Genomic DNA, 20,615 nt, shown 5'->3' on the forward strand with positions numbered 1-20,615 from the left:
CCTTGTTACACATCTTGTGCTGGGTGTTTAAGCTCCTGGCAGCTCACATACATTGATCTTAAAAAGCTTTAGAATGATTTTGTATATCAAAGTTCATAGATTTTCCAGGGTCGCATCTCTTATAATGGAACATGACCGATATCCCCTATCGAAAGGATCACTATCATGAGCAGCTACCTTAACGGTTTCCTTGGCCAGGTTCAGGGCCTTCTCGTAACCATCGTTAATGCACCCTTCGCTCTGTCCTCCAAGCTCCTCGGCTAAAGACAGGAGCGTTTCGGCGCTAAAACCAACTCTCCCCCTCAAACCCTTTCTGGGATTGAGGGGGAGAGTTCTTGTTTTGGCTTTTCGCCTTGAGCTTAGAGGTTGATCATGTGGCCGCCGATACCCTCGGCTGCTTCCTTCATAGCCTCGGACAGGGTCGGGTGCGTGTGAACATTGCGTCCGATCTCCTCAGCGGTGAGATCGAAGCGCTGTGCCAGGGTCAGCTCCGGCAGCAGCTCGGAAACGTTGGAGCCCACCATGTGGCCACCGATGAGCTCACCGAACTCACCGTCAGCAATGAGCTTGACGAAGCCTGCGGTCTCATTCAGACCAGCCGCCTTACCATTAGCGGAGAACGGGAAGGTGGCAACCTTGATATCGCGGTCAGCGAACTTCTCGCGAGCCTGCTCCTCGGTGTAGCCGAAGGAGGCAACCTGCGGATTGCAGAAGGTAGCGCGCGGCATGTTCATGTAGTCACCCAGCAGCTGGGTCTCAGCGCCGGCAATGACCTCAGCGGCCACAACACCTTGTGCCTCAGCCACGTGTGCGAGCTGCAGCTTCGCAGTGACGTCACCGATGGCGTAAATGCCTTCAACATTGGTGCGCATGTAGTCATCGATAGCGATGGCACCGCGCTCAGTGAGCTCGACACCAGTGTTCTCCAGGCCATAGCCCTCAGTGCGCGGGGCGAAGCCGATGGAGACCATGCAGCGGTCCACGGTCAGAGTATCGGTCTTGGAGCCATCCTTGGACTCAACCTCAACGGTGACGTTGTCGCCGTTGTCCTTAATGGCGGTGGTCTTGTAACCAGTCAGGAGCTTCACACCAAGCTTCTTGTATTCCTTGGCAATGGCCTTAGAGACATCCTTGTCCTCGTTCGGCAGGACGCGGTCCATGAACTCCACGATGGTCACGTCCACGCCATAGTTGGCCAGAACATAAGCAAACTCCATACCGATAGCGCCTGCGCCAACGATAACCATGGAATCTGGGGCCTCATCGTTGAGAATCTGCTCCTCGAAGGACACGATGTTGCCGCCGATTTCCACGCCCGGAAGGGAACGGACGACGGAGCCGGTGGCGATAATGCAGTTATCAAAGGTAACGGTCTTACCCTTGTCATCACCCTCAGTAATCTCGATGGTCTTGGCGTCCTTGAAGGAGCCTAGGCCATTGATCTCCGTGATCTTGTTCTTCTTCATCAGGTAGTGCACGCCCTTGACGATGCCCTCCGAAACCTTGCGGGAGCGCTTGTGCGCAACACCGAAGTCGAAAGAAACATCGCCGGAAATACCAAAGGCCTTTGCCTCATGGTTGAAGGTGTGTGCAACCTCAGCGTTCTTAAGAAGAGCCTTGGACGGGATGCAGCCCACGTTGAGGCAGACACCACCCCAGTACTGCTTCTCAATAACGGCAACCTTCTTGCCCAGCTGGGCAGCGCGGATGGCGGACACGTAGCCGCCGGGGCCCGCGCCGAGTACTACAACGTCAAAGTGTTCATTAGTCACGTTCTACAGGATACGTAACTTTAGGCTCGCTGTCCCACCACCCCCGCACCTATTCCCACAGGACGTTCATAGCCCTTCTGATGCTGGCCTAACACATGGAGCGCAGCCCGGCATAAATAAACCCCCAACCCCCAATGAAGGGGATTAGGGGAAAGAAAGCGGGGCACTACCCCCGCAGACTTCTTAGAACAGACCCCAGTCCAGGGCAGCCTTCGAGGACGTGGAGGAACCGAAGTGAGCGATCTGGCCCAGCACCTGGTTGATGGAAACGAGGATGGTGTCAAAAAAGTTCATTCTTCTTCTTTCTATTGATAGTTGAGCGGCACGCGCGGCTTCACGCGGCACCCCTCCCGCGAGGTCACAGCGATGCAGGCGGCCGCCGCCAAAGGCGGTCTCGGTACCTAGCTCCACTAACGAACGAGACTGTCGTTGCGTTACATAACCCCGGAATAGGCGCGGAAAGATTATGACACGGTTTCAACTTCAATACCACCATTCACTTTAATAACTTGGTATGTTTAATCTCGCTACCCTTATCTTCGGGGGTACTGAATTACCCGCCTATCAGTACTTTTACTCATTTCAAGGGTGGTTTGTCCGGAGCATCTCTTAAACTTGCCCCTACACTTCCGCTCATCATCAAGAAAGCGAGATTCCATGAAGATTGCGCGCTCTCTCACCACACTGGCGGCGGCCTCAGCCTTAGCCCTCGGCGCCGTTGTATCCCCTATCGCCAGCGCATCCGACATTGACCCGGCTCAGATCCGCGGTAACGCTGAAGAATCCCAGATTTCCGATATCGACCTCTACACCGAGCTCGAGGAGTACCTGCCCAAGGATGAGGCCGGTAACCCGTCGCCGTCTCGAGAGGAATATGAGGTTGCCCTTAACGACAGAAACACCAATTTCAGCCAACTCAAAATCAACACACTCCCGGACGAAAAGAAGTGGATGGGCTACGTCTTCAGGTACGGGGAATACCGTGAGTTGGTGAAGCCTCTTAAGGCCACCGCACCCGCAATGGACCGCGACGTTCCCCTTGCCGTACTCACCCCAGACGGCACCTTTGATGCTTCCCGCCCCACCATTTACTTGCTCAACGGTGCCGGCGGCGCCGAGCAGGGCATGGACTGGATTAGTTCCACCTTTGGCAAGGATCTCGATCCGAAGGCAAAGGGTGTGCAGCACCTGCCGTACTTCTACGCCAACCGCAACGTGAACGTCGTCATCCCGCAGGCGGGAGCTTTCTCCTACTACACTGACTGGCTGACCGACCCGAACAACGGCTACCTCAAGGGCCCGCAGAAGTGGGAGACCTTCCTGACCAAGGAGCTGCCGGGACCGCTGGAGGAGCGCATTAACGGCAACGGCAAGCGTGGCATCGCCGGCATGTCCATGTCCGCTACCTCCTCGCTCGTACTAGCCCAGCACAACCCGAACTTCTACGATGCCATCGGCTCCTACTCCGGTTGTGCTGCCACCTCGGCCCCGCTGCCGAACTTCTACGCGCAGCTCACCGTGAACCGCGGTGGAGGAAGCACCGAGCAGATGTGGGGCGCGAAGGGCGGCGACTACAACCGCTACAACGATGGCCTGATCAACGCCACCGAGAACAACATGGGCGATTCCAAGGTCTATGTTTCCGCCAACTCCGGTTTGGCTGGGGCAACTGACTTGGGCTCGTCCAAGATTGATGCCTTGGGCTCATCCCAGGCCTTCAAGTCCTCCTCCACCCTCGTGGTTGAGGGCGGCGTCATCGAGGCAGCCATGAACGCCTGCACGCATGATCTAAAGGCAAAGATGGAGCGTGAGGGCGTTGACGCAGTCTTCAACCTGCGCAACACCGGTACCCACTCCTGGCCGGGTTGGTATGACGACATCAACTCCTCCTGGCCGACCTTCGCACGCGCCTTCTTTCCCGAGAATCCTTCCGCGCCGGTAGCGGCAACTTATGCAGCAGATGAGGGCACGAGCGCTAACGAAATGAACGCCGAAGCCGATATGCAGGATGCGAAACTGGATGAGGCAGAGGCGAACAACGACGCCCCCGCTGATTCCCTGCCAGTAGATACTGAGGCGACCGAGCGCTAAGCTCAATCGCCGTACCAACCGTTGATAAAGGAACGTTATGAAGCGTCTTAGCTCTCTCCTCGCCGCCGGCGCGCTCAGCGCAGCCGCGCTGGTCAGCCCCGTTGCGGGTGCTGCCACCATCACCCCACAGCAAGTTGCAGGTGACACTGCCCTATCCACTATCTCGGACCTACAAGTCACCCCGGAGGTCGAAAGCCAAAAGTGGTATGACAAATACAAGGATGACCCCCGAGTTCTGAAGCTGGAGGCTACCTCGCCGGCGATGAACGGCCGCGCTATTCCGCTGGCTGTTATCCCGGCCAAGAACCCGGACCGCCCGACGGTCTACTTGCTCAACGGTGCAGGCTCCGCCGAGCAGGACTCTGACTGGCTGAACATGTCCGATGCCGTGGACTTCTACGCTGAGAAGGACGTCAACGTAGTGGTTCCGCAGGCAGGCGCCTTCTCCTACTACACCGACTGGTTGGAGGAGCCCAACGGCAAGTACCTCAAGGGCCCGCAGAAGTGGGAGACCTTCCTGACCAAGGAGCTGCCTGGCCCGCTGGAGGAGCGTCTGAACGCAAGCAATAAGCGCGCCATTGCCGGCATGTCCATGTCCGCGACGTCCTCGCTGCTGCTTGCTCAGCACAACCAGGGCTTCTATGACGCAGTTGGTTCCTTCGCTGGCTGTGCTGCGACCGCCTACCCCACTGAGTACGAGTTCCTGCGTCTCACAGTGAACCGCGGTGGCGGCCAGCCGGAGCAGATGTGGGGGCCGATGGGTTCTGCCTACAACCGCTACAACGACGCCCTGATGAACTCCGAGAAGCTGCGCGGCACCAAGCTGTACATCTCCTCCGCATCGGGCTTCGCGGGCGAGCAGGACACCCCGTCCTACTACATCAACAAGGGCTACAGCCCGTTGACGGCATACATGGGATCAGCTCAGCTGCAGGTGGAAGGCGGCGTCATTGAGGCGGCCGTTAACCACTGCACCCACATGCTCAAGGCAAAGCTGGATAAGCAGAACATTCCGGCAACCTACAACTTCCGCAACGTGGGCACGCACTCCTGGCCGGGCTGGCGCGAGGACCTGGTGAAGTCCTGGCCCACCTTTGAGGAAGCCTTCAACTCCTAAATAGTGAGCGGAGCACGTCGCGGCGTGACGTGCCTGCTCCCCTGGCTTCGAATAAGCCAAACAGGGCGGTAGGATAGCGGCATTATGAAGCTGCTTTCTACCGCCCTTTCGCATATCTCGTCCGCCCGCGGCCACGCCGCGCCTTCCCGGGATAGCTACACGGGGGTGGATTTCAACATCGGCTTCGAGGTCACCCACTATGACTTGGACCTGACCTACCGCGTGGAGCCCAACATGCTTCAAGGCGAAGCTGTGCTCCATATTCGCGCACTGGAGGACGTGGACAAGCTCACGCTCGACCTCGGCGGTGCCATGGTGGCCCGCCGCATCACGGCGAAGCACGCGCCGCGCGTGGCCAAGTTCCGGCTGTCCGGCGGAAAGCTCCGACTGAACTTCGCCGACACAATTGCGGAAGGCCAGGAGTTTGAGCTGCACATTCGCTATGGTGGCTCACCCCGCCCGCTGCGCACGCCATGGGGTGAGATCGGCTGGGAGGAGACGGATTCCGGCTCTTTGGTGGCTAGCCAGCCCAACGGCGCACCCAGTTGGTTCCCGTGCGATGACACCCCGTCCGCAAAGGCCACCTACGATATTCGCATTACCGCCGACGATCCTTTCGTGGTCATCTCCAACGGCAAGCTGGTCTCCCGCCGCAGCGCAGGTGGCTCCATGACGCGCTGGCACTACTGCGTCAAGCACCCCATGGCCACATACCTCGCCACGGTCCAAGTTGGTGAGTACATCGAAATCCCGCTCGGGGCCAACGTCCGCGCGTGGGCGCCGGCCCGGCTCAAGCAGGTGGTGCTCGAAGAATTCGCTCAGCAGCAGGAAATGCTGGATTTCTATTCCACGCTCTTTGGCCACTATCCCTTCGCCGATTACCAGGTAGTCATCACCGATGATGAGCTAGAGATCCCGCTCGAAGCCCAGGGCCTGTCCATCTTCGGCTCCAACCACGTCAAGGGTGATCACGTCTTCGAGCGGCTCATCGCGCACGAGCTCTCCCACCAGTGGTTCGGCAACTCCGTGGGCCTGATGGAGTGGAAGGATATCTGGCTCAACGAAGGTTTTGCCTGCTACTGCGAGTGGCTGTGGTTCGAGCACGCGCATGGCCGCCCGGCACATGAATCGGCGCGCTCGCACTACCAGGTGCTGGCCCGCAAGAAACAGGACATTCTGCTCAGCGATCCTGGGACGCGCGATATGTTCGATGACCGCGTCTACAAGCGCGGTGCGCTGACCGTCCACGCGCTGCGCCGCCTCGTGGGTGATGAGTCCTTCTTTGCCACGGTGCGGGAGTACCTCACCGCAGCGCAGCACTCGGTGGTGAGCTCGGAGGATCTCATCAGCCGCATGCGCAAGGCTGCGGAGAACCCAAGTGACGTCGACCAGCTCCTAGCCCAGTGGTTGGATGAGCCGGAGCTGCCGCGCTTCCCGCTATAAATATCGGCCGCTTCATCCCGGCAGTCCCGTGATTAGTGCATGCTCTAGACTGGGAGACCATGCGCAGACTGCTTGTTACCGGCGGCGCCGGCTTTATTGGTGCAAACTTCGTGCGGCTCGTGGCCCAGCAGCGCCCGGAGGTGGAGATCACCGTCCTGGATAAGCTCACCTACGCGGGCAATCGCGCCAATCTCGACGGCGTGGACGCCGAGCTCGTGGTGGGGGACGTGGCGGATGAGAGGGTCGTCGACAAGCTCGTGTCCCAGGCCGATACCGTGGTGCACTTCGCTGCGGAATCCCACAATGACAACTCTTTGCGGGATCCTTCGCCTTTCCTCCACACCAACATCATGGGTACTTTCGTGCTGCTGGAGGCCTGCCGTCGCCACGATGTGCGCCTCCACCATGTCTCCACCGATGAGGTTTTTGGTGATTTGGAAATTGGCGCGGATACCTACTTCACCGAGGAGACTCCCTATAACCCTTCTTCGCCCTATTCGGCCACGAAGGCCGGTTCGGATCACCTGGTGCGCGCGTGGGTGCGCAGCTTTGGGCTGCGGGCAACCATTTCGAATTGCTCCAATAATTACGGCCCTTACCAGCACATTGAGAAGTTCATCCCGCGGCAAATCACCAACCTGCTTCTGGGCCAGCCCGCCAAGCTTTATGGCACGGGCGAGCAGGTTCGGGATTGGATTCACGTGGATGACCACAACGAGGCGGTGCTCGCCATCCTGGACCGCGGGCGCATCGGTGAGACCTATAACATCGGTGCCGACCAGGAGGACACGAACAACCGCCAAGTCATCGAGATGATTTGTGAGCTCATGGGGGCGACGGATGACGGTCAAGCGCGTTTTGAGCACGTGGCGGATCGCCCGGGCCATGACCAGCGCTACGCCATGGATGCCAGCAAGCTGCGCCGCGAGCTGGGATGGGCCCCGCGTTACACGGATCTGCGAGAAGGCCTGGCCGCCACCATTGAGTGGTACCGCGCCCACGAAGAGTGGTGGCGCGCGGGCAAGGAAGAAGTCGAAGCCAACTACGCAAAGCAAGGACAATAGATAGCCATGAAGGTGCAGTCAACGGCCGTCGAAGGCCTGCTCATTGTGGAGCTCGACGTCCACGGCGACAACCGCGGCTGGTTCAAAGAGAACTGGCAGCGCGAGAAGATGGTGGCGGCCGGGCTACCGGACTTCCAGCCGGTGCAGAACAACGTCTCCTTCAATGCGGAGAAGGGTGTCACGCGCGGGCTGCACGCGGAGCCCTGGGACAAGCTGGTCTCCGTGGCTTCCGGCCGGGCTTTCGGCGCGTGGTGCGATCTGCGTGAGGGCTCGTCCACCTTTGGGCAGCTGGTGACCCACGAGCTGCGCGAGGACGTGGCGGTCTTCGTGCCGCGGGGTGTGGCCAACGGCTTCCAGGCGCTGGAGGCTTGCGCCTACTCCTACCTGGTCAATGACCACTGGTCCCCGGATGCGGAGTACACCTGCGTCAACCTGGACATGGTGGACTGGCCGCTGGAACCGACGGAGATCTCCGACAAGGACAAGGAGCACCCCGCGCTTGCCGACGTCTCCCCCATGCCCCCTCGCCGCATCCTGGTCACCGGCGCCAACGGGCAGCTGGGCCGCGCTTTAAAGAAATTCCTGCCCACCGCTGGTCTGGGCGCGGTGGAGTTCCGTGGGCACGAGGACTTCGATATCACCAACCCGCCTGCACGCCCGTGGAAGCAGTACTCCGCCATCATCAACTGCGCGGCCTATAACGATGTCAACGGCGCGGAGGACGATCGCGCCGCGGCTTGGGCGGTCAACGCTTCCGCACCGGCGAAGCTCGCGCGCATTGCGGCGGAGAATAACCTGACCTTGGTGCACGTCTCCAGCGATTACATCTTTGATGGTTCTAACGAGGTCCACTCCGAAGATGAGCTGCCCTCCCCGCTCTCGGCCTATGGGGCGTCTAAAGCCGCGGGCGATACCGCCGCGCAGACCGCCCCGCGCCACTATGTCATCCGCACCTCGTGGGTCTTCGGCGATGGCGCCAACTTCATGTCCACGATGCGCTCGCTGGCGAATAAGGGAGTCAAGCCCTCCGTCATCCATGATCAGCGCGGGCGCCCCACCTTTGCCGAGGACCTAGCGAAGGGCATCATCCACCTGCTCAAGATCCAAGCCGAGTACGGCGTCTACAACATCTCCAACTCCGGTGACGTCGTGGGCCGCGATGAGATTGCCATGGCCGTCTTCACCGGCGTGGGCCAGGACCCCGCCGATGTCACGCCGGTGAGCACCGAGCAATACCGCGAGATTGCCGGGCCCGAAGCACCCCGCCCAAAGGAGTCCACCTTCGACCTGTCCAAGATTGAAGCAACCGGCTTTAAACCTATGAATTGGCGGGCCGCTTTGGCGCTCTACCTGGGACTTTACCCGGCATAACACTCAACATAACACTTAACTTCCCACGTGTTATGTTATGTGGGAAGTTAAGTGTTATGTTCGCCAGCCCGCGCCGCCGCACCCCGGAGCGGGACCCCTCCATTAAGCTTGAAGCCCATGAAGGGCATCATTCTCGCAGGCGGTTCTGGAACCCGCCTCTACCCCATCACCAAGGGCATCTCGAAGCAGCTCATGCCCATCTATGACAAGCCGATGGTCTACTACCCCCTGACCACCCTGATCCAGGCCGGCATCCGCGAGATCCTCATCATCACTACTCCAGAAGACCAGGCCGCCTTCCAGCGCCTGCTTGGGGACGGTTCCCAGCTCGGCCTCATGCTGCACTATGCGGTCCAACCCCGCCCCGAAGGTTTAGCCCAGGCCTTCCTCATCGCGGAAGACTTCATCGCTGATGATGATGTGGCCCTTGTCTTGGGTGACAACATCTTTGACGGACACGGCTTCTCCACCGCGCTTAATGAGTGCAGCCACCCGGATGGTGGCATCATCTTCGCCTACGAGGTTTCCGATCCGCAGCGCTACGGCGTTGTCGACTTTGACTCCTCAGGCCAAGCCCTGTCCATCGAGGAAAAGCCCGCCGCACCAAAGTCCAACCACGCCGTGGTGGGACTGTATTTCTACGACAATTCCGTGGTGGAGATTGCCAAGTCCATCCAACCCAGCGCGCGCGGGGAGTTAGAGATCACCGCCGTCAACGAAGAGTACCTGCGCCGCGGGCAGCTGCGCGTCAAACGCATGCAGCGCGGTGACGTCTGGTTGGATACCGGCACGGTGGACTCCATGAGTGAGGCCTCGGCCTACGTCGAGGTGATGCAAAAACGCACCGGCACCGTCATTGGTTCGCCGGAGGTTGCTGCCTTCGAGGAAGGCTTCATCGATGCGGCAGCACTCACTGAGCTGGCCGAGCCCCTCCTGAAGTCCGGCTATGGCCGTTATCTCCTGGCCGCCGCCCAAGAGAGCTGAGCTCGAGGTACATATCGATCAAATAAGGGCCGAGAATCCGCGGGATTTGAGGCCTTATTTGATCGATCCGTACGTACTTAAGCAACCGTGCCCCGCAGGCGGGAGCCGCCATCACCCAAACCAGCCTAAACGCGTTAAGGTAATCGCATGCCTAGTTCATCCTCTCGCCCCACCAGTGATCCGAAGAAATCAGCGCTATCCACCATCAGCCCCGTGGCGTGGGGATTGTTGGTGATCATTGTAATTTTGGCCATCATCATTGGCTTCCTGCTGGCGGAGCGCACCTCTTCCGGCAAGGAAAGCACTCCCGCAGCACAGGAGACGACGACGAGCACGGCGCCTACCGAAGACCTGGCGAAGGATGCTGACAAGGCCACGCCCGGCACAAAGTTCTCCGATGGGAAGGGTGACCCGATGATGTTCGGGCCCGGTGGTGACACCATGTCGGGGGATATCACGGTGGTACACCGCAAGAAGGACAACGATCCTTTCGCCGTGGGTGCGGTGGATGCACCTGTGGTGATTTCGGAGTTCTCCGATTTCGAGTGCCCGTTCTGCTCCCGCCACGCTAATGTCACCGAGCCGGATATCCTTAAGAAGTACGTGGAGAAGGGTCTGGTGCGCATCGAGTGGAATGACTTCCCCGTTAACGGCCCCGCCGCCGTCGAGGCTGCTAAGGCCGGGCGCGCAGCCGCGGCACAGGGCAAGTTCCAGGAGTTCAAGCACGAGCTCTACACCGCCAGCAAGGACATCAGCGGTCACCCAGAATTCGGCATCGAGGACTTCATGAAGTTCGCTAAGAAGGCCGGCGTTGCGGACTTGCAGAAGTTCCGCCAACAGGCCACGGATGACACCTACGCCGAGGTCATCGAGACAGCCACCAGCTACGCTTCCCAGATTGGTATTACGGGTACCCCGGCCTTCGTGGTGGGAGATCAGTTCGTCAGTGGTGCGCAGCCCCTAGAGGTATTTGAGCAACTCATCCAGGAACAGCTGGGAAAGGCGGCCAATGCCTAAACCACCGCTGATCGTGTGGGTCTTCATCGCACTGGTTATCTTGACCGCATTCTTAGGCGGCTACGCAGTAGGGGTGAGCATATGAGCATCGGAATTTTTGGCGCCGTCATCGCCGGTGTGCTGACTTTGATCAGCCCCTGTTCAGCGCTGTTGGTGCCAGCCTTCTTTGCCTATGCCTTCGATTCGCAGCGCCAGCTGCTGTTCAATACTTTGATCTTCTTTTTGGGTCTGTGCACCACGCTCGTGCCCATCGGCATGGGCTTGGCCGCCGTGCTGGCGCAGTATCGTAGCCAAGTCATCACGGTGGCGGGCTGGATCATCATCGCTCTGGGAATCTTTACCGCCCTAGGTGGTGGTTTCCGCATCCCCGGCATGGATGCCCTGTCCGGAAAGGCGCGGGGCAAGGTGTTTCTGCTCGGCGCGGTTTATGGCTTCGCTGGCTTTTGCGCGGGCCCGCTCCTAGGCGCTGTTCTCACCACGGCCGCCGCATCCGGCAGCGCGCTCTACGGCGGGCTCATCATGGTGGCTTATGCCGTGGGCATGGCCGCACCGCTCTTTGTGCTGGCCGCGCTATGGGAGCGCCTCGATGTGGGTTCGTGGTCGTGGCTGCGGGGGCGCGAGGTGGTCCTCGGCCCCGTGCGCACGAATACCCTCTCCATTGTCTCGGGCGCGTTCTTCGTGCTCATCGGCGTGCTGTTCATTGTGAGCTATGGCAGCGCAACCCTGCCCGCGGTCTTAAGCACGGATGCGCAGTTCGCAGTGCAGGAAAAAGCCCGCGCCTTCAGCGCGGGCGTGGCGGATGCGTGGGTCTGGTTCGGGCTTTCACTCGCCGCCACGGTGGTGGCAGGAGTAAAGGCCGCCCGCACGCCGGCCTAGTAGCCGCGCGCGACGTACTCGTCGATGCGCGCCGCCTCAGCACCAATGGTGGTCTCATCGCCGTGACCCGGCAGGACGCGGGTCTCCGGCGGGAGGTTCAGCACGCGGTTGCGCAGGGACTCGATGATGACATCGAAGTCGGAATACTTACGGCCGGTAGCGCCCGGCCCGCCGTTGAAGAGAGTATCTCCCGACAGAAGCGTGGCCTCGTCCGCAATGTAGAGCACCACGCATCCCGGCGAGTGGCCCGGCGTGTGGAAGACCACGAAGTCGCTATCGCCCACGGTAAAGAGCTGGTTATCCTCCAGCGGCACGAAGGTCGCATCCTCGTGCGTTTCCTCCCAAAGGGGGCGGTCGTCCGGATGCAGGTAGATGGACACATCGAAGTGCTCAGCCACCTGGGGAGCGAGCTCGCAGTGGTCGTTGTGCGCGTGGGTGAGGATAACTCCCTTGACCGTACGCTGGCCCACCTCTTCGATGACGCGCTCGGCGTCGTGGGAAGGATCGATGATGTAGCACTCGGCATCGCTTGACGCGCCACCAGCGGCCAGGATGTAGACGTTATTATCCACGTCCCACTCACCACCATCCAGGCGGAACTTTCCTGAGGTTACAAACTGTTCAATGATCATTTACAGCTCCACTACGGATCGAAGTACCTTGCCAGCCTTCATGGTAGCGAAGGCCTCTTCCACGTCGTCGAGACCAATTCGCTCGGTTACGAAATCCCTGAGCGGGAAGCGTCCCTGCAAGGAGAGGTCGACGTACATGGGGAAGTCACGCTCCGGGAGGCAGTCGCCGTACCAAGAGGACTTGAGTGAGCCGCCGCGGCCGAAGAAGTCGATGGCTGGGACATCGAAGCGACTGGTGAGGTTCGGCACGCCCACCATGACCATGCGGCCGGCCAGGTCGCGGGAGTAGAAGGCCTGGCGAGTGGTGACCGGGATACCCACGGCATCGATAGCCACGTCGGTACCGAAACCATCGGTGAGCTCGCGGACTGCCTCGATGACCTCGTCCTCAGACTTGTCCTTCGACGCAATAGTGTGGGTAGCACCGAACTTCTTGGCCAGCTCCAGCTTGTCCGGGTCCAGGTCCACGGCGATGACCTTGGAGGCACCAGCCAGCACCGCACCGGCGATGGCCGCCATGCCCACGCCACCGCAGCCGAAGACCGCGACGGACTCGCCGCGCTTAACGTCCGCGGTATTAACAGCAGCACCCAGGCCGGCCATCACGCCGCAGCCCAGCAGGCCCGCGGCGGCCGGATCCGCCTCCGGGTTGACCTTGGTGCACTGGCCTTCGTGGACCAGGGTTTTCTCCGCGAAGGAACCGATGCCGAGCGCCGGGGTGAGCTCGGTGCCGGCGTCCTTATCCCCGTCCGCGAGCGTCATCTTCGCGGAGGCGTTGTGGGTGTTGAAGCAGTACTTCGGTTCACCCTTCTTACAAGCGCGGCACTCGCCGCACACCGCGCGCCAGTTCAGGACCACGAAGTCACCGACCTCAACATGGGTAACGGCATCGCCCACGCGCTCGACGACGCCCGCCGCCTCATGCCCGAGCAGGAAGGGGAAGGCATCCTCGATATCGCCATCGCGGTAAGCCAGGTCGGTGTGGCAGACGCCGCAGGCCTGAATCTTGACCACGACATCGTGCTCGCCCGGAGCGGGCACGACGATGTTGACGGTCTCGACGGGCTCGCCCTTGGCGCGTGCAATCACGCCGCGGACAACCTCCGAGCCTTGCTGAGAGTTATTTTCATTTAGGTTTTCATTAACAGCCATGTCCGCGAGGGTACGCGAAAGGCCCGGACAACGTTGCCCGGGCCCGAAAGTCAGAAGAGCGCGCTTCTAGAAGCTAGCAAGGTGGTTAGCCACAAACTCGTGACCGCGCGCATTAATGTGCAGCGGCAGGTTGCCCGGCCCCGCGGAGAAGTCCACCAGACCCGCCCACAGGCGCTTGTCGGCATCGGCACACATACCGCGATCCCAGGTCATCGGCTTCATGTCCACAAATTCGGTTCCGGTAGCACGCGCCAGGTCCACCTGCATCCACTGCGCGACGTTTTCATAGCGCTGCACCATCGGCAGCGCCGTAGCGTCGGCCGGCTTCGGGCCAAAGTGGATAAGGCAGTAGCGGTCGCCCGAGCCGATGGTCGGGTAACCCACGATCTGGATGCGGGCATTAGGCGCCGCCGCACGAATCTTGTGGATTAGCGGCGCGTTGGCGCCGACCCAGCGGGCGCGCATGTCGCCGTCGGAAAGCCCGGCATTGTTGTACGTATCGTTGAAGCCGCTAGCAAAGAGCACGCGCTGCGTATCCGCGCTAAGCGCGCCGCGGCGAATGGCGTCGTCGATCTGCGCGTTCACCTGCGGGCCCTGAGACATGGACACAGCACCAGAGCAGGAGAAGTCCGCCACCGGCATGCCCAGCTTGGCGGCGGTGCGCTTGGCGTAGTTATTGCCCGACGGGCAGTTCAGGCTCGGATTGCGCTGAGACGAGCCCATTCGCGAGGACAAATATGTATCCAGCTGCGGATCCGCCAGCACGGAATCACCAAAGGCGACGAGGTTGCGCTCACCAGCAACTGCCTGCGGAGCTTGGGACAGGCCTACCGCCACGAGGAGGGAGGCGCAGAGAGCAGCGATGCGCTGAGTAGACTTCACGTGACTAACGTCCTTCCAAAAGAGTATGTTCTAGACCGAAACCATAATAGACTACGCTTGCGGTTGCAGCTTATGTAACAATAGCAACACCTTTAACAGGTTGTCGTTTTGATTATGGCGAGTCCGCCATCTCCGTAACCTCTTTTCCCCTCCTTTCGATGAGAACCTTATGAAGCTTTCTGATGTAACCTTCCACGCCGCCGCCCTCGCGCGCTTTATCCCCTCCCTGTTCCGCGCGGGCCTCATTAGCCCGGCCGGCGGCCCGCGGGCGGTGGCCCTGACCGCGCCGGTTCTGGCGCGCTACCGCTTCACCACCGCCCGCGAAGTGGAGCAAGCCTATCTGACCTGCCCAGAACGCCTGGCGCTTATCGACGATGACGGGGCACTCACCTACCGCCAACTGCGCGATCACTCTCGTACCTTCGCGCGCTGGCTGCTTTCTTTGGGGCTCGAGGAGATTCGCCTCGGTGTGATGGCCCGCAATGGCCGCGGCATTATCACCCCGCTGGCCGCCAAGGGCTATGCGGGGGCGCACATCTTTTTGCTCAACGTCGGTTCTTCCCCCGAGCAGCTCGCCGGATGCATCGAGGAAAACCGCATCAACGTGCTGGTCATCGACGATGAGTTCGTTGACCGCCTCGACAGCTCTACCCCCATTGATGGCCTGCACGTCGTCATTGGCCACGAGTCCGGTGAGGAGATTCCCGCTGAGCTGGCGCAGGCGGCATCGCTGAGCAAGATCGTAGAGAATCCGCGGGACGTCGAGAAGCACAAGCTTCCCACCTGGCCCAAGCACGGGCATATCGTGCTGATGTCCTCCGGCACCACGGGCATTCCTAAGGGAATCATGCGCCCGGAGCCGACGCTGCCAGTGGTGGTCGCCTCCATCGTCGATGCGGTGCCGTGGCGCGGGGACCAAAAGGTGCAGATGACCGCCTCCATCTTCCACACGTGGGGCTGGGCCTGCCTCAACATCGCGCTGGGCCTGCGCAATACAATTGTCACCCGCCGCGTCTTTGACCCAGCGGCCGCACTCGATGATATCCAGCGCTACCAGCTCGATGGCCTGCTCTCCTCCCCCGTCTTCTTCCGCCAGATGGTCGAGGCGGACACGGATTCCCGCTTCGATACTTCGAGCCTGAAGTTCATTGCCTCCGCCGGGCACGCGCTGACCCCGGAGATTGTCAAGGAAACCCACGAACGTTTCGGCCCGATTCTCTGCAATGTCTATGGCTCCACAGAGCTGGCGCTGGCATCGACGGCCAGCATGGAAGAGGTGGCCAAGGATCCCACCATCGGCGGCAAGATTGCCTCCGGCACAAAGCTGCGCATCCTCGATGAGGAGGGCAATGAGGTTCCGCACGGCGAGGTCGGTGAGATCTACCTGACCAACTCCACCGCGCTCATTGGCTATACCAACCCGAAGATCCCGCTCAACAAGGTTGATGGCCTCATTTCCATCGGGGACCTGGGCTATATCGACCCCGAGGGCTACCTGCACGTGGTGGGCCGCGCGGATGACATGATCATCGTCGGCGGCGAGAACGTGCACCCGCAGTCGGTGACGGAGGTGCTCGAGGCCATGCCGGGCATCGCGGAGGTACATGCCGGCGGCGTGGAGGATGACACCACCTTCCAGCGCATCGCCGTGTGGGCAGTGACCACGCGCGATGCCCTAGGCAACACCGTGACTGCCGATAGCATCCGCACCTGGGTCCGCGAGAACCTCGCCGATCACTCCGTGCCGCGCGATGTCCACTTCCTGGACAAGTTGCCACGCAATGCCACGGGCAAGGTGGTGCCGCGCCTGCTGCACGGCACCGACTAGCCCACGCCTATTCCTCTCAAGGCATAGAACCCTCCGAGCCAAACTGCCCGAGTTGCCAAAACCTTCGCTCCTAACCGCAGGCGAACAAAGTTGTTTTTGGCAACTCGGGCAGTTTTTGTGTCTGGGATTTAATCCAGCCGGCTAGCTGCTGCGCTTGACGGTTGCAGCACCCTCGCCTGGCTGGGTATGGCCCTCGCGAGCGATGTCGACTCCGGCGACCTGCTTGGCCGTCGGGCACACCACCGGGGTGATGAGGTTGACGCCGCGCTCGCGTAGCTTCTGCGCCTCCACCGCGATGATCGGCGTGCCGGCGGGGACGGTATCGCCCTTCTTAGCCAGGGCGGTGAAACCTTCGCCCTTGAGCTCCACGGTGTCGATGCCGATGTGAATGAGCAGGTCCAAACCATCCGCGGTCTGCATGCCGAAGGCGTGGCGTGTCTTGAAGACCATGGTGATGGTGCCGTCTACCGGGGCGCAGACGTCGAAGGCATCGACGGCATCAGGCATTACGGCGAAGCCTTCGCCCACCATGCCCTGGGCAAAGGAGGCATCCGGGACCTGGGAGAGCTCGACAACGTCACCCGCGAACGGGGCGCGCACGTCGACGTCAGCGGAAGCGGCGCTCTTGGCGCTGGCCGGCACGCTGGCTGCAGCACCCGCGGCACCCGCCGTGGCCAGGGCCGGGGAGCCATGGCGCAGCTGGTGGCTGACCTCGTCGTACATGAACTGTACGGCCGGTCCCACGATGACCTGCACACTCTTCCCGGAGGGGTGGATGACGCCGGAGACGGCGGCGCGTTTGATCAGGGAGTCGTCGACAAGCGCGCGATCCTTGACGCCCACGCGCAGGCGCGTGGTGCAGTAGTCCAGGGAGTCAATGTTGTCCTTGCCGCCGAGCCCCTCGATAATGCGGGCGGCATCGGCTGCGGTCTTGTCATCGCCGGTGGCGGAATCCTCCATGGGGTCTGCTACCGCATCGTCCTCGCCGCGGCCCGGGGTCTTGAGGTTGAGCCAGCCGATGAGGAAGTAGAAGATGATGAAGTAGAGGAAGAAGAAGCCCACGCCCATCGCCAGCAGCATGTACCACTTGTTGGCCAGCGGGTTCTGGGAGGAGAGCAGCATGTCCACGAATCCGGCGGAGAAGCCGAAGCCCGCGGTCCACTCCATGGTGGAAGCGATGAAAACGGACAGGCCCATCAGCAGCGCGTGCACCACATAGAGCAGCGGGGCAACGAACATGAAGGAGAACTCCAGCGGCTCAGTCACGCCGGTGAAGAAGGAAGCCAAGGCGCCAGCAGCCATGAGCGAGCCGACCACCTTGCGCTTCTTCTTATCCGCGCGCAGGTACATGGCAAGGGCCGCGCCCGGCAGACCGAACATCATGACCGGGAAGAAGCCGGCCTGATAGCGGCCGACGACGCCTTCCACCGTGCACTGTCCGTTGGCCCAGATGCCAGGGCAGTCGGCGGCGGAGGTAGCAGTAGCGGCGGCCTCGATGGTCTTCTGGCCGGCCTGGAAATTGCCGATGTCATTGATGCCGATGACATCGAACCAGAAGACGGAGTTCAGCGCGTGGTGCAGGCCGGTCGGGATGAGCAGGCGGTTAGCCACGCCGTAGATACCAGCGCCCGCCGCACCCAGGCCCTGGATGGAGGTACCGAAGTTGAAAAGCGCGTTGTAAATGAACGGCCACACGAAGTAGAGGATGCCGGAAACCACCATGGCGATGATGGCGGTAAGGATCGGTACGAGGCGCCGGCCTGAGAAGAAGGCCAAAAAGTCCGGCAGCTTGGTGCCGTGGAAGCGGTTATAAACCCAAGCCGCCATGACGCCGGCAAGGATGCCGAAGAGGACGTTTCCGCCGCCCACGGCGTTCCAGCCTTCCGAGGCCCATTCCAGGGCCTCGTCACCGGTCAGCGCGGTGGGGTCTTCGATGCCGCGGTAGCCGGCCACGGCCTCTGGGCCGAGCAGCTTCATGAAGGTGGCGAAGGCCAAGAAACCAGAGAGTGCTGCGGCACCGTTGGAATCCTTAGCCAGGCCGAAGGCAATGGCGATGGCGAAGATCCAGCCAAGGTTGGCCAGCACCGCATCACCGGAGCTAATGAGCAGCTGGGCGGCGAGGTTATCCGGGCCGGCGGCACTGGAGATCCAATAGCCAAGACCACTGAGGATCGCCGCGACGGGCAGCACCGCCACAGCTCCCATGAGGGCTTTTCCGAGCCGCTGCAGCGGCCCCATGACATCTATTTTCATGTCTGAAACGTCCTTTCGAGCGGAAGAGGGGGAAAGAAGAGCTTTAGTGCAGCCTGTTCTGGTCCGCGAAGAGGTAGTACTCGCGGTCCTCCAAGAGAGCGGCGGCGGCTTCATCAACGATCACGGTCGCGCGCGGGTGCAGCTGCAGCACCGAGCCAGGGCAGCGCGCGGAGAGCGGCCCCTCAACCATCGCCTGTACCGCATTGGCCTTGTTGCTGCCGGTGGCGATGAGGAGCAGGTGGCGGGCCTCGCTAATCGTGCCCAAACCCTGCGTCAGCGCGTGGCGCGGAACCTCTTCCAGGTTGTCGAAGAAGCGGGAGTTATCCTGCACGGTCTGCGGATGTAGGGCCACCACGCGGGTGCGAGACGTCAGGGAGCTCGAGGGCTCGTTGAAGCCAATGTGGCCATTCGCGCCAATGCCGAGCAACTGGACATCGATGCCGCCGGCATTCCGGATCGCCTGGTCATAGGCGGCGGTGGCTGCCACGGGGTCGGCAGCGCTGCCCTCTGGGCTCTTGACCAGGGCATCATCAAAATCGACGTGGCTGGTGAAGTCACGGCGGATGGTGGCGTAGTAGGACTGCTCGTGCTCGGGGGCGAGGCCTAGGTATTCGTCGAGAAGAAAAGCGCGGCTACCCGCGAAGCTGACCTCGCCGCGCTCGTGGCGGGCGATGAGCTCCTTGTACGTGGCCACTGGGGTGGAACCGGTGGCCAGCCCCAGGGTGGCTGAGGTGTTGGCGTAGCTTGCGAGGATATCGGCGGCGGCGACGGCCACGTCGGCGGGGGTGGAGCGGATGAGGATTTCCATGAGTGCCTTTCTGATGCGAGTGAGAGTGTTTTTAAGAGTCTATGAATTCAGCGCCACCGACAATGACGCGTACCGGTTCTAGCTGGGCATTGAGGCCCACCAGGTTGGCGCGCGCGCCAACCGCGATGCGGCCTAGATCCTTCTCCCCCAACACGTCGGCGGCCGTGGTGGAGGTAAAACGAACTGCTTCCCCGAGTCCATGACGCTCGGCGAAGCTGGCGAATTGCTGGGCCAAGGTGGAGGTACCACCCGCGATGGCGCCGCTGGGCACGCGCGCCACTCCCCCGCTCACGGTGACAGGGAGGGAGCCCAATTCATAGTCACCATCGGCCATGCCGGCCGCCGCCATGGCATCAGTGATGGCGAAGGCGCGGTGGCTGTGAGCCATGTCCACGGCGCCGTCGACAAGATGCACACCATCTGCGATGAGCTCGACGGACACATCCCCCGCCTTCGCTGCGGTGAGCAAGGCCGCTACCGGGCCCGGCGCGCGGTGGTGAATAGAAGGCATGCCATTAAAGAGGTGCGTTCCAGTCACGGTCAGGCCGAGCTCCTTAGCCTTGGCGATAACGCTCAGCGTGGTGTCGTAATCGGCCTCGGTGTGGCCCAAGCTGGCGATGATGCCATGCTCCGCGCAGACGTCGAGCAGCTTGTCGACGTTCTCCGTTTCCGGCGCGAAAGTAATCGAACGCAGGTGGCCGCGGGCCGCGGCGATGACTGCGCGGAAGAAGTCCGGGTCACCGGGCACGATGCGCGAAGGGTCCTGCGCGCCGCACTTGGCTGCCGCGATGAAGGGGCCTTCCATGTGGATGCCGGCGATCTCGCCTTCTTCAGCCAGCTGGGCTAAAAGCTCCGCCCGGGCGCAGAGTTCTTCTTGCGTGCCGGAGACCAAGCTGGCCAGCAGCGTCGTGGTTCCGTGCGCGCGGTGGAAGCGGGCGGCGGCCAGGCACTGCTCGTAGTCGCCGTTGGGGAATCCCCCGCCATTGCCGCCGTGGTTGTGCAGGTCCACGAAGCCGGGCACCCACAGCAACGCATCCGGGTCCCCGGCGCGCCAGGCGGCCTCGGCCTGGGGGACGTCGCCAAGCGCTATGCCCTCAATACTCTCTCCGAACGTGACGGCCCCAGCGCGCAGCTCGAAGTTTTCATCAATGTAGAGGCCCTCGACGTGGCCTTTCTCCTTTGTCTGCATGGTTCATTCGGTCCCGCTTGTACGGGCTGACGTGGCGCAGCCCGGTTGACAATTCACTTGAAATTTATCAGGGCTACCAATTTTTGTGAACCACACTTCCTCCGAAGGGGGTGTGTGAGCGCAGATGACTTTTAGC

Annotated in this window: 16 protein-coding genes; 9 read left to right on the forward strand and 7 right to left on the reverse strand. The window is 61.4% G+C overall.

Going from position 1 to position 20,615, the window contains the following annotated elements; all coding sequences use genetic code 11:
• Nucleotides 1–359: 359 nt before the first annotated feature.
• A complete protein-coding gene (gene lpdA / locus HMPREF2537_RS08220; RefSeq protein WP_070527649.1) occupies nucleotides 360–1,772 on the reverse strand; it encodes a dihydrolipoyl dehydrogenase in 1,413 nt (470 codons plus the stop codon).
• Between the two features lie 657 nt (nucleotides 1,773–2,429).
• On the opposite strand from lpdA, the gene HMPREF2537_RS08225 reads away from it, so the two are divergent.
• From HMPREF2537_RS08225 to HMPREF2537_RS08260, 8 genes are all read left to right on the forward strand, one after another.
• Nucleotides 2,430–3,863, forward strand: a complete 1,434-nt coding sequence (locus HMPREF2537_RS08225; RefSeq protein WP_070527651.1) for an alpha/beta hydrolase — start codon at nucleotides 2,430–2,432, stop codon at nucleotides 3,861–3,863.
• Nucleotides 3,864–3,900: 37 nt separating this feature from the next.
• A complete protein-coding gene (locus HMPREF2537_RS08230; RefSeq protein ID WP_070527659.1) occupies nucleotides 3,901–4,980 on the forward strand; it encodes an alpha/beta hydrolase in 1,080 nt (359 codons plus the stop codon).
• A gap of 84 nt (nucleotides 4,981–5,064) precedes the next feature.
• Nucleotides 5,065–6,423 carry a M1 family metallopeptidase gene (locus tag HMPREF2537_RS08235; RefSeq protein WP_070527662.1) on the forward strand — a complete coding sequence of 453 codons (1,359 nt, stop codon included), beginning with the start codon at nucleotides 5,065–5,067 and terminating at the stop codon, nucleotides 6,421–6,423.
• Nucleotides 6,424–6,482: 59 nt separating this feature from the next.
• Nucleotides 6,483–7,487 (forward strand): dTDP-glucose 4,6-dehydratase, encoded by a 1,005-nt coding sequence (gene rfbB, locus HMPREF2537_RS08240; RefSeq protein WP_070527665.1) that lies wholly within the window; start codon nucleotides 6,483–6,485, stop codon nucleotides 7,485–7,487.
• 6 nt (nucleotides 7,488–7,493) lie between these two features.
• A complete protein-coding gene (locus HMPREF2537_RS08245; RefSeq protein WP_070527670.1) occupies nucleotides 7,494–8,858 on the forward strand; it encodes a sugar nucleotide-binding protein in 1,365 nt (454 codons plus the stop codon).
• A 117-nt stretch (nucleotides 8,859–8,975) separates the two neighbouring features.
• Complete coding sequence (gene rfbA, locus HMPREF2537_RS08250; protein WP_070527672.1) at nucleotides 8,976–9,842, forward strand: glucose-1-phosphate thymidylyltransferase RfbA; 867 nt, start codon at nucleotides 8,976–8,978, stop codon at nucleotides 9,840–9,842.
• Between the two features lie 147 nt (nucleotides 9,843–9,989).
• The gene (locus HMPREF2537_RS08255; protein WP_148138142.1) at nucleotides 9,990–10,859 is read left to right on the forward strand and encodes a DsbA family protein; all 870 of its coding nucleotides are present in this window, start codon (nucleotides 9,990–9,992) and stop codon (nucleotides 10,857–10,859) included.
• Between the two features lie 81 nt (nucleotides 10,860–10,940).
• Nucleotides 10,941–11,735 (forward strand): cytochrome c biogenesis CcdA family protein, encoded by a 795-nt coding sequence (locus HMPREF2537_RS08260; protein ID WP_070527675.1) that lies wholly within the window; start codon nucleotides 10,941–10,943, stop codon nucleotides 11,733–11,735.
• On the opposite strand, the gene HMPREF2537_RS08265 is transcribed toward HMPREF2537_RS08260, so the two are convergent.
• The 3 genes from HMPREF2537_RS08265 to HMPREF2537_RS08275 form a co-directional block, all read right to left on the reverse strand.
• Nucleotides 11,732–12,367: an MBL fold metallo-hydrolase gene (locus tag HMPREF2537_RS08265; RefSeq protein WP_070527683.1), complete on the reverse strand. Its 636-nt coding sequence runs from the start codon at nucleotides 12,365–12,367 to the stop codon at nucleotides 11,732–11,734. The genes HMPREF2537_RS08260 and HMPREF2537_RS08265 overlap by 4 nt on opposite strands.
• Nucleotides 12,368–13,519 (reverse strand): S-(hydroxymethyl)mycothiol dehydrogenase, encoded by a 1,152-nt coding sequence (locus tag HMPREF2537_RS08270; RefSeq protein WP_070527686.1) that lies wholly within the window; start codon nucleotides 13,517–13,519, stop codon nucleotides 12,368–12,370.
• A 66-nt stretch (nucleotides 13,520–13,585) separates the two neighbouring features.
• Complete coding sequence (locus HMPREF2537_RS08275) at nucleotides 13,586–14,401, reverse strand: GDSL-type esterase/lipase family protein (protein ID WP_070527689.1); 816 nt, start codon at nucleotides 14,399–14,401, stop codon at nucleotides 13,586–13,588.
• Nucleotides 14,402–14,570: 169 nt separating this feature from the next.
• Here HMPREF2537_RS08275 and HMPREF2537_RS08280 point away from each other — a divergent pair, with 169 nt between their 5' ends.
• Nucleotides 14,571–16,229: an acyl-CoA synthetase gene (locus HMPREF2537_RS08280; RefSeq protein WP_070527692.1), complete on the forward strand. Its 1,659-nt coding sequence runs from the start codon at nucleotides 14,571–14,573 to the stop codon at nucleotides 16,227–16,229.
• A gap of 141 nt (nucleotides 16,230–16,370) precedes the next feature.
• Here the strand turns inward: HMPREF2537_RS08280 and nagE are convergent, their stop codons facing one another.
• From nagE to HMPREF2537_RS08295, 3 genes are read right to left on the reverse strand one after another with little or no spacing between them, the layout of a single operon-like run.
• Nucleotides 16,371–18,482: an N-acetylglucosamine-specific PTS transporter subunit IIBC gene (gene nagE / locus HMPREF2537_RS08285; RefSeq protein WP_070527693.1), complete on the reverse strand. Its 2,112-nt coding sequence runs from the start codon at nucleotides 18,480–18,482 to the stop codon at nucleotides 16,371–16,373.
• 43 nt (nucleotides 18,483–18,525) lie between these two features.
• Nucleotides 18,526–19,290, reverse strand: a complete 765-nt coding sequence (gene nagB, locus HMPREF2537_RS08290; RefSeq protein WP_070527696.1) for a glucosamine-6-phosphate deaminase — start codon at nucleotides 19,288–19,290, stop codon at nucleotides 18,526–18,528.
• A gap of 31 nt (nucleotides 19,291–19,321) precedes the next feature.
• The gene (locus tag HMPREF2537_RS08295; protein ID WP_070527699.1) at nucleotides 19,322–20,479 is read right to left on the reverse strand and encodes an N-acetylglucosamine-6-phosphate deacetylase; all 1,158 of its coding nucleotides are present in this window, start codon (nucleotides 20,477–20,479) and stop codon (nucleotides 19,322–19,324) included.
• Between the last annotated feature and the right edge of the window lie 136 nt (nucleotides 20,480–20,615).

The organism is Corynebacterium sp. HMSC074E01, from assembly GCF_001808885.1.
In the GTDB taxonomy this organism is placed as follows: domain Bacteria; phylum Actinomycetota; class Actinomycetes; order Mycobacteriales; family Mycobacteriaceae; genus Corynebacterium.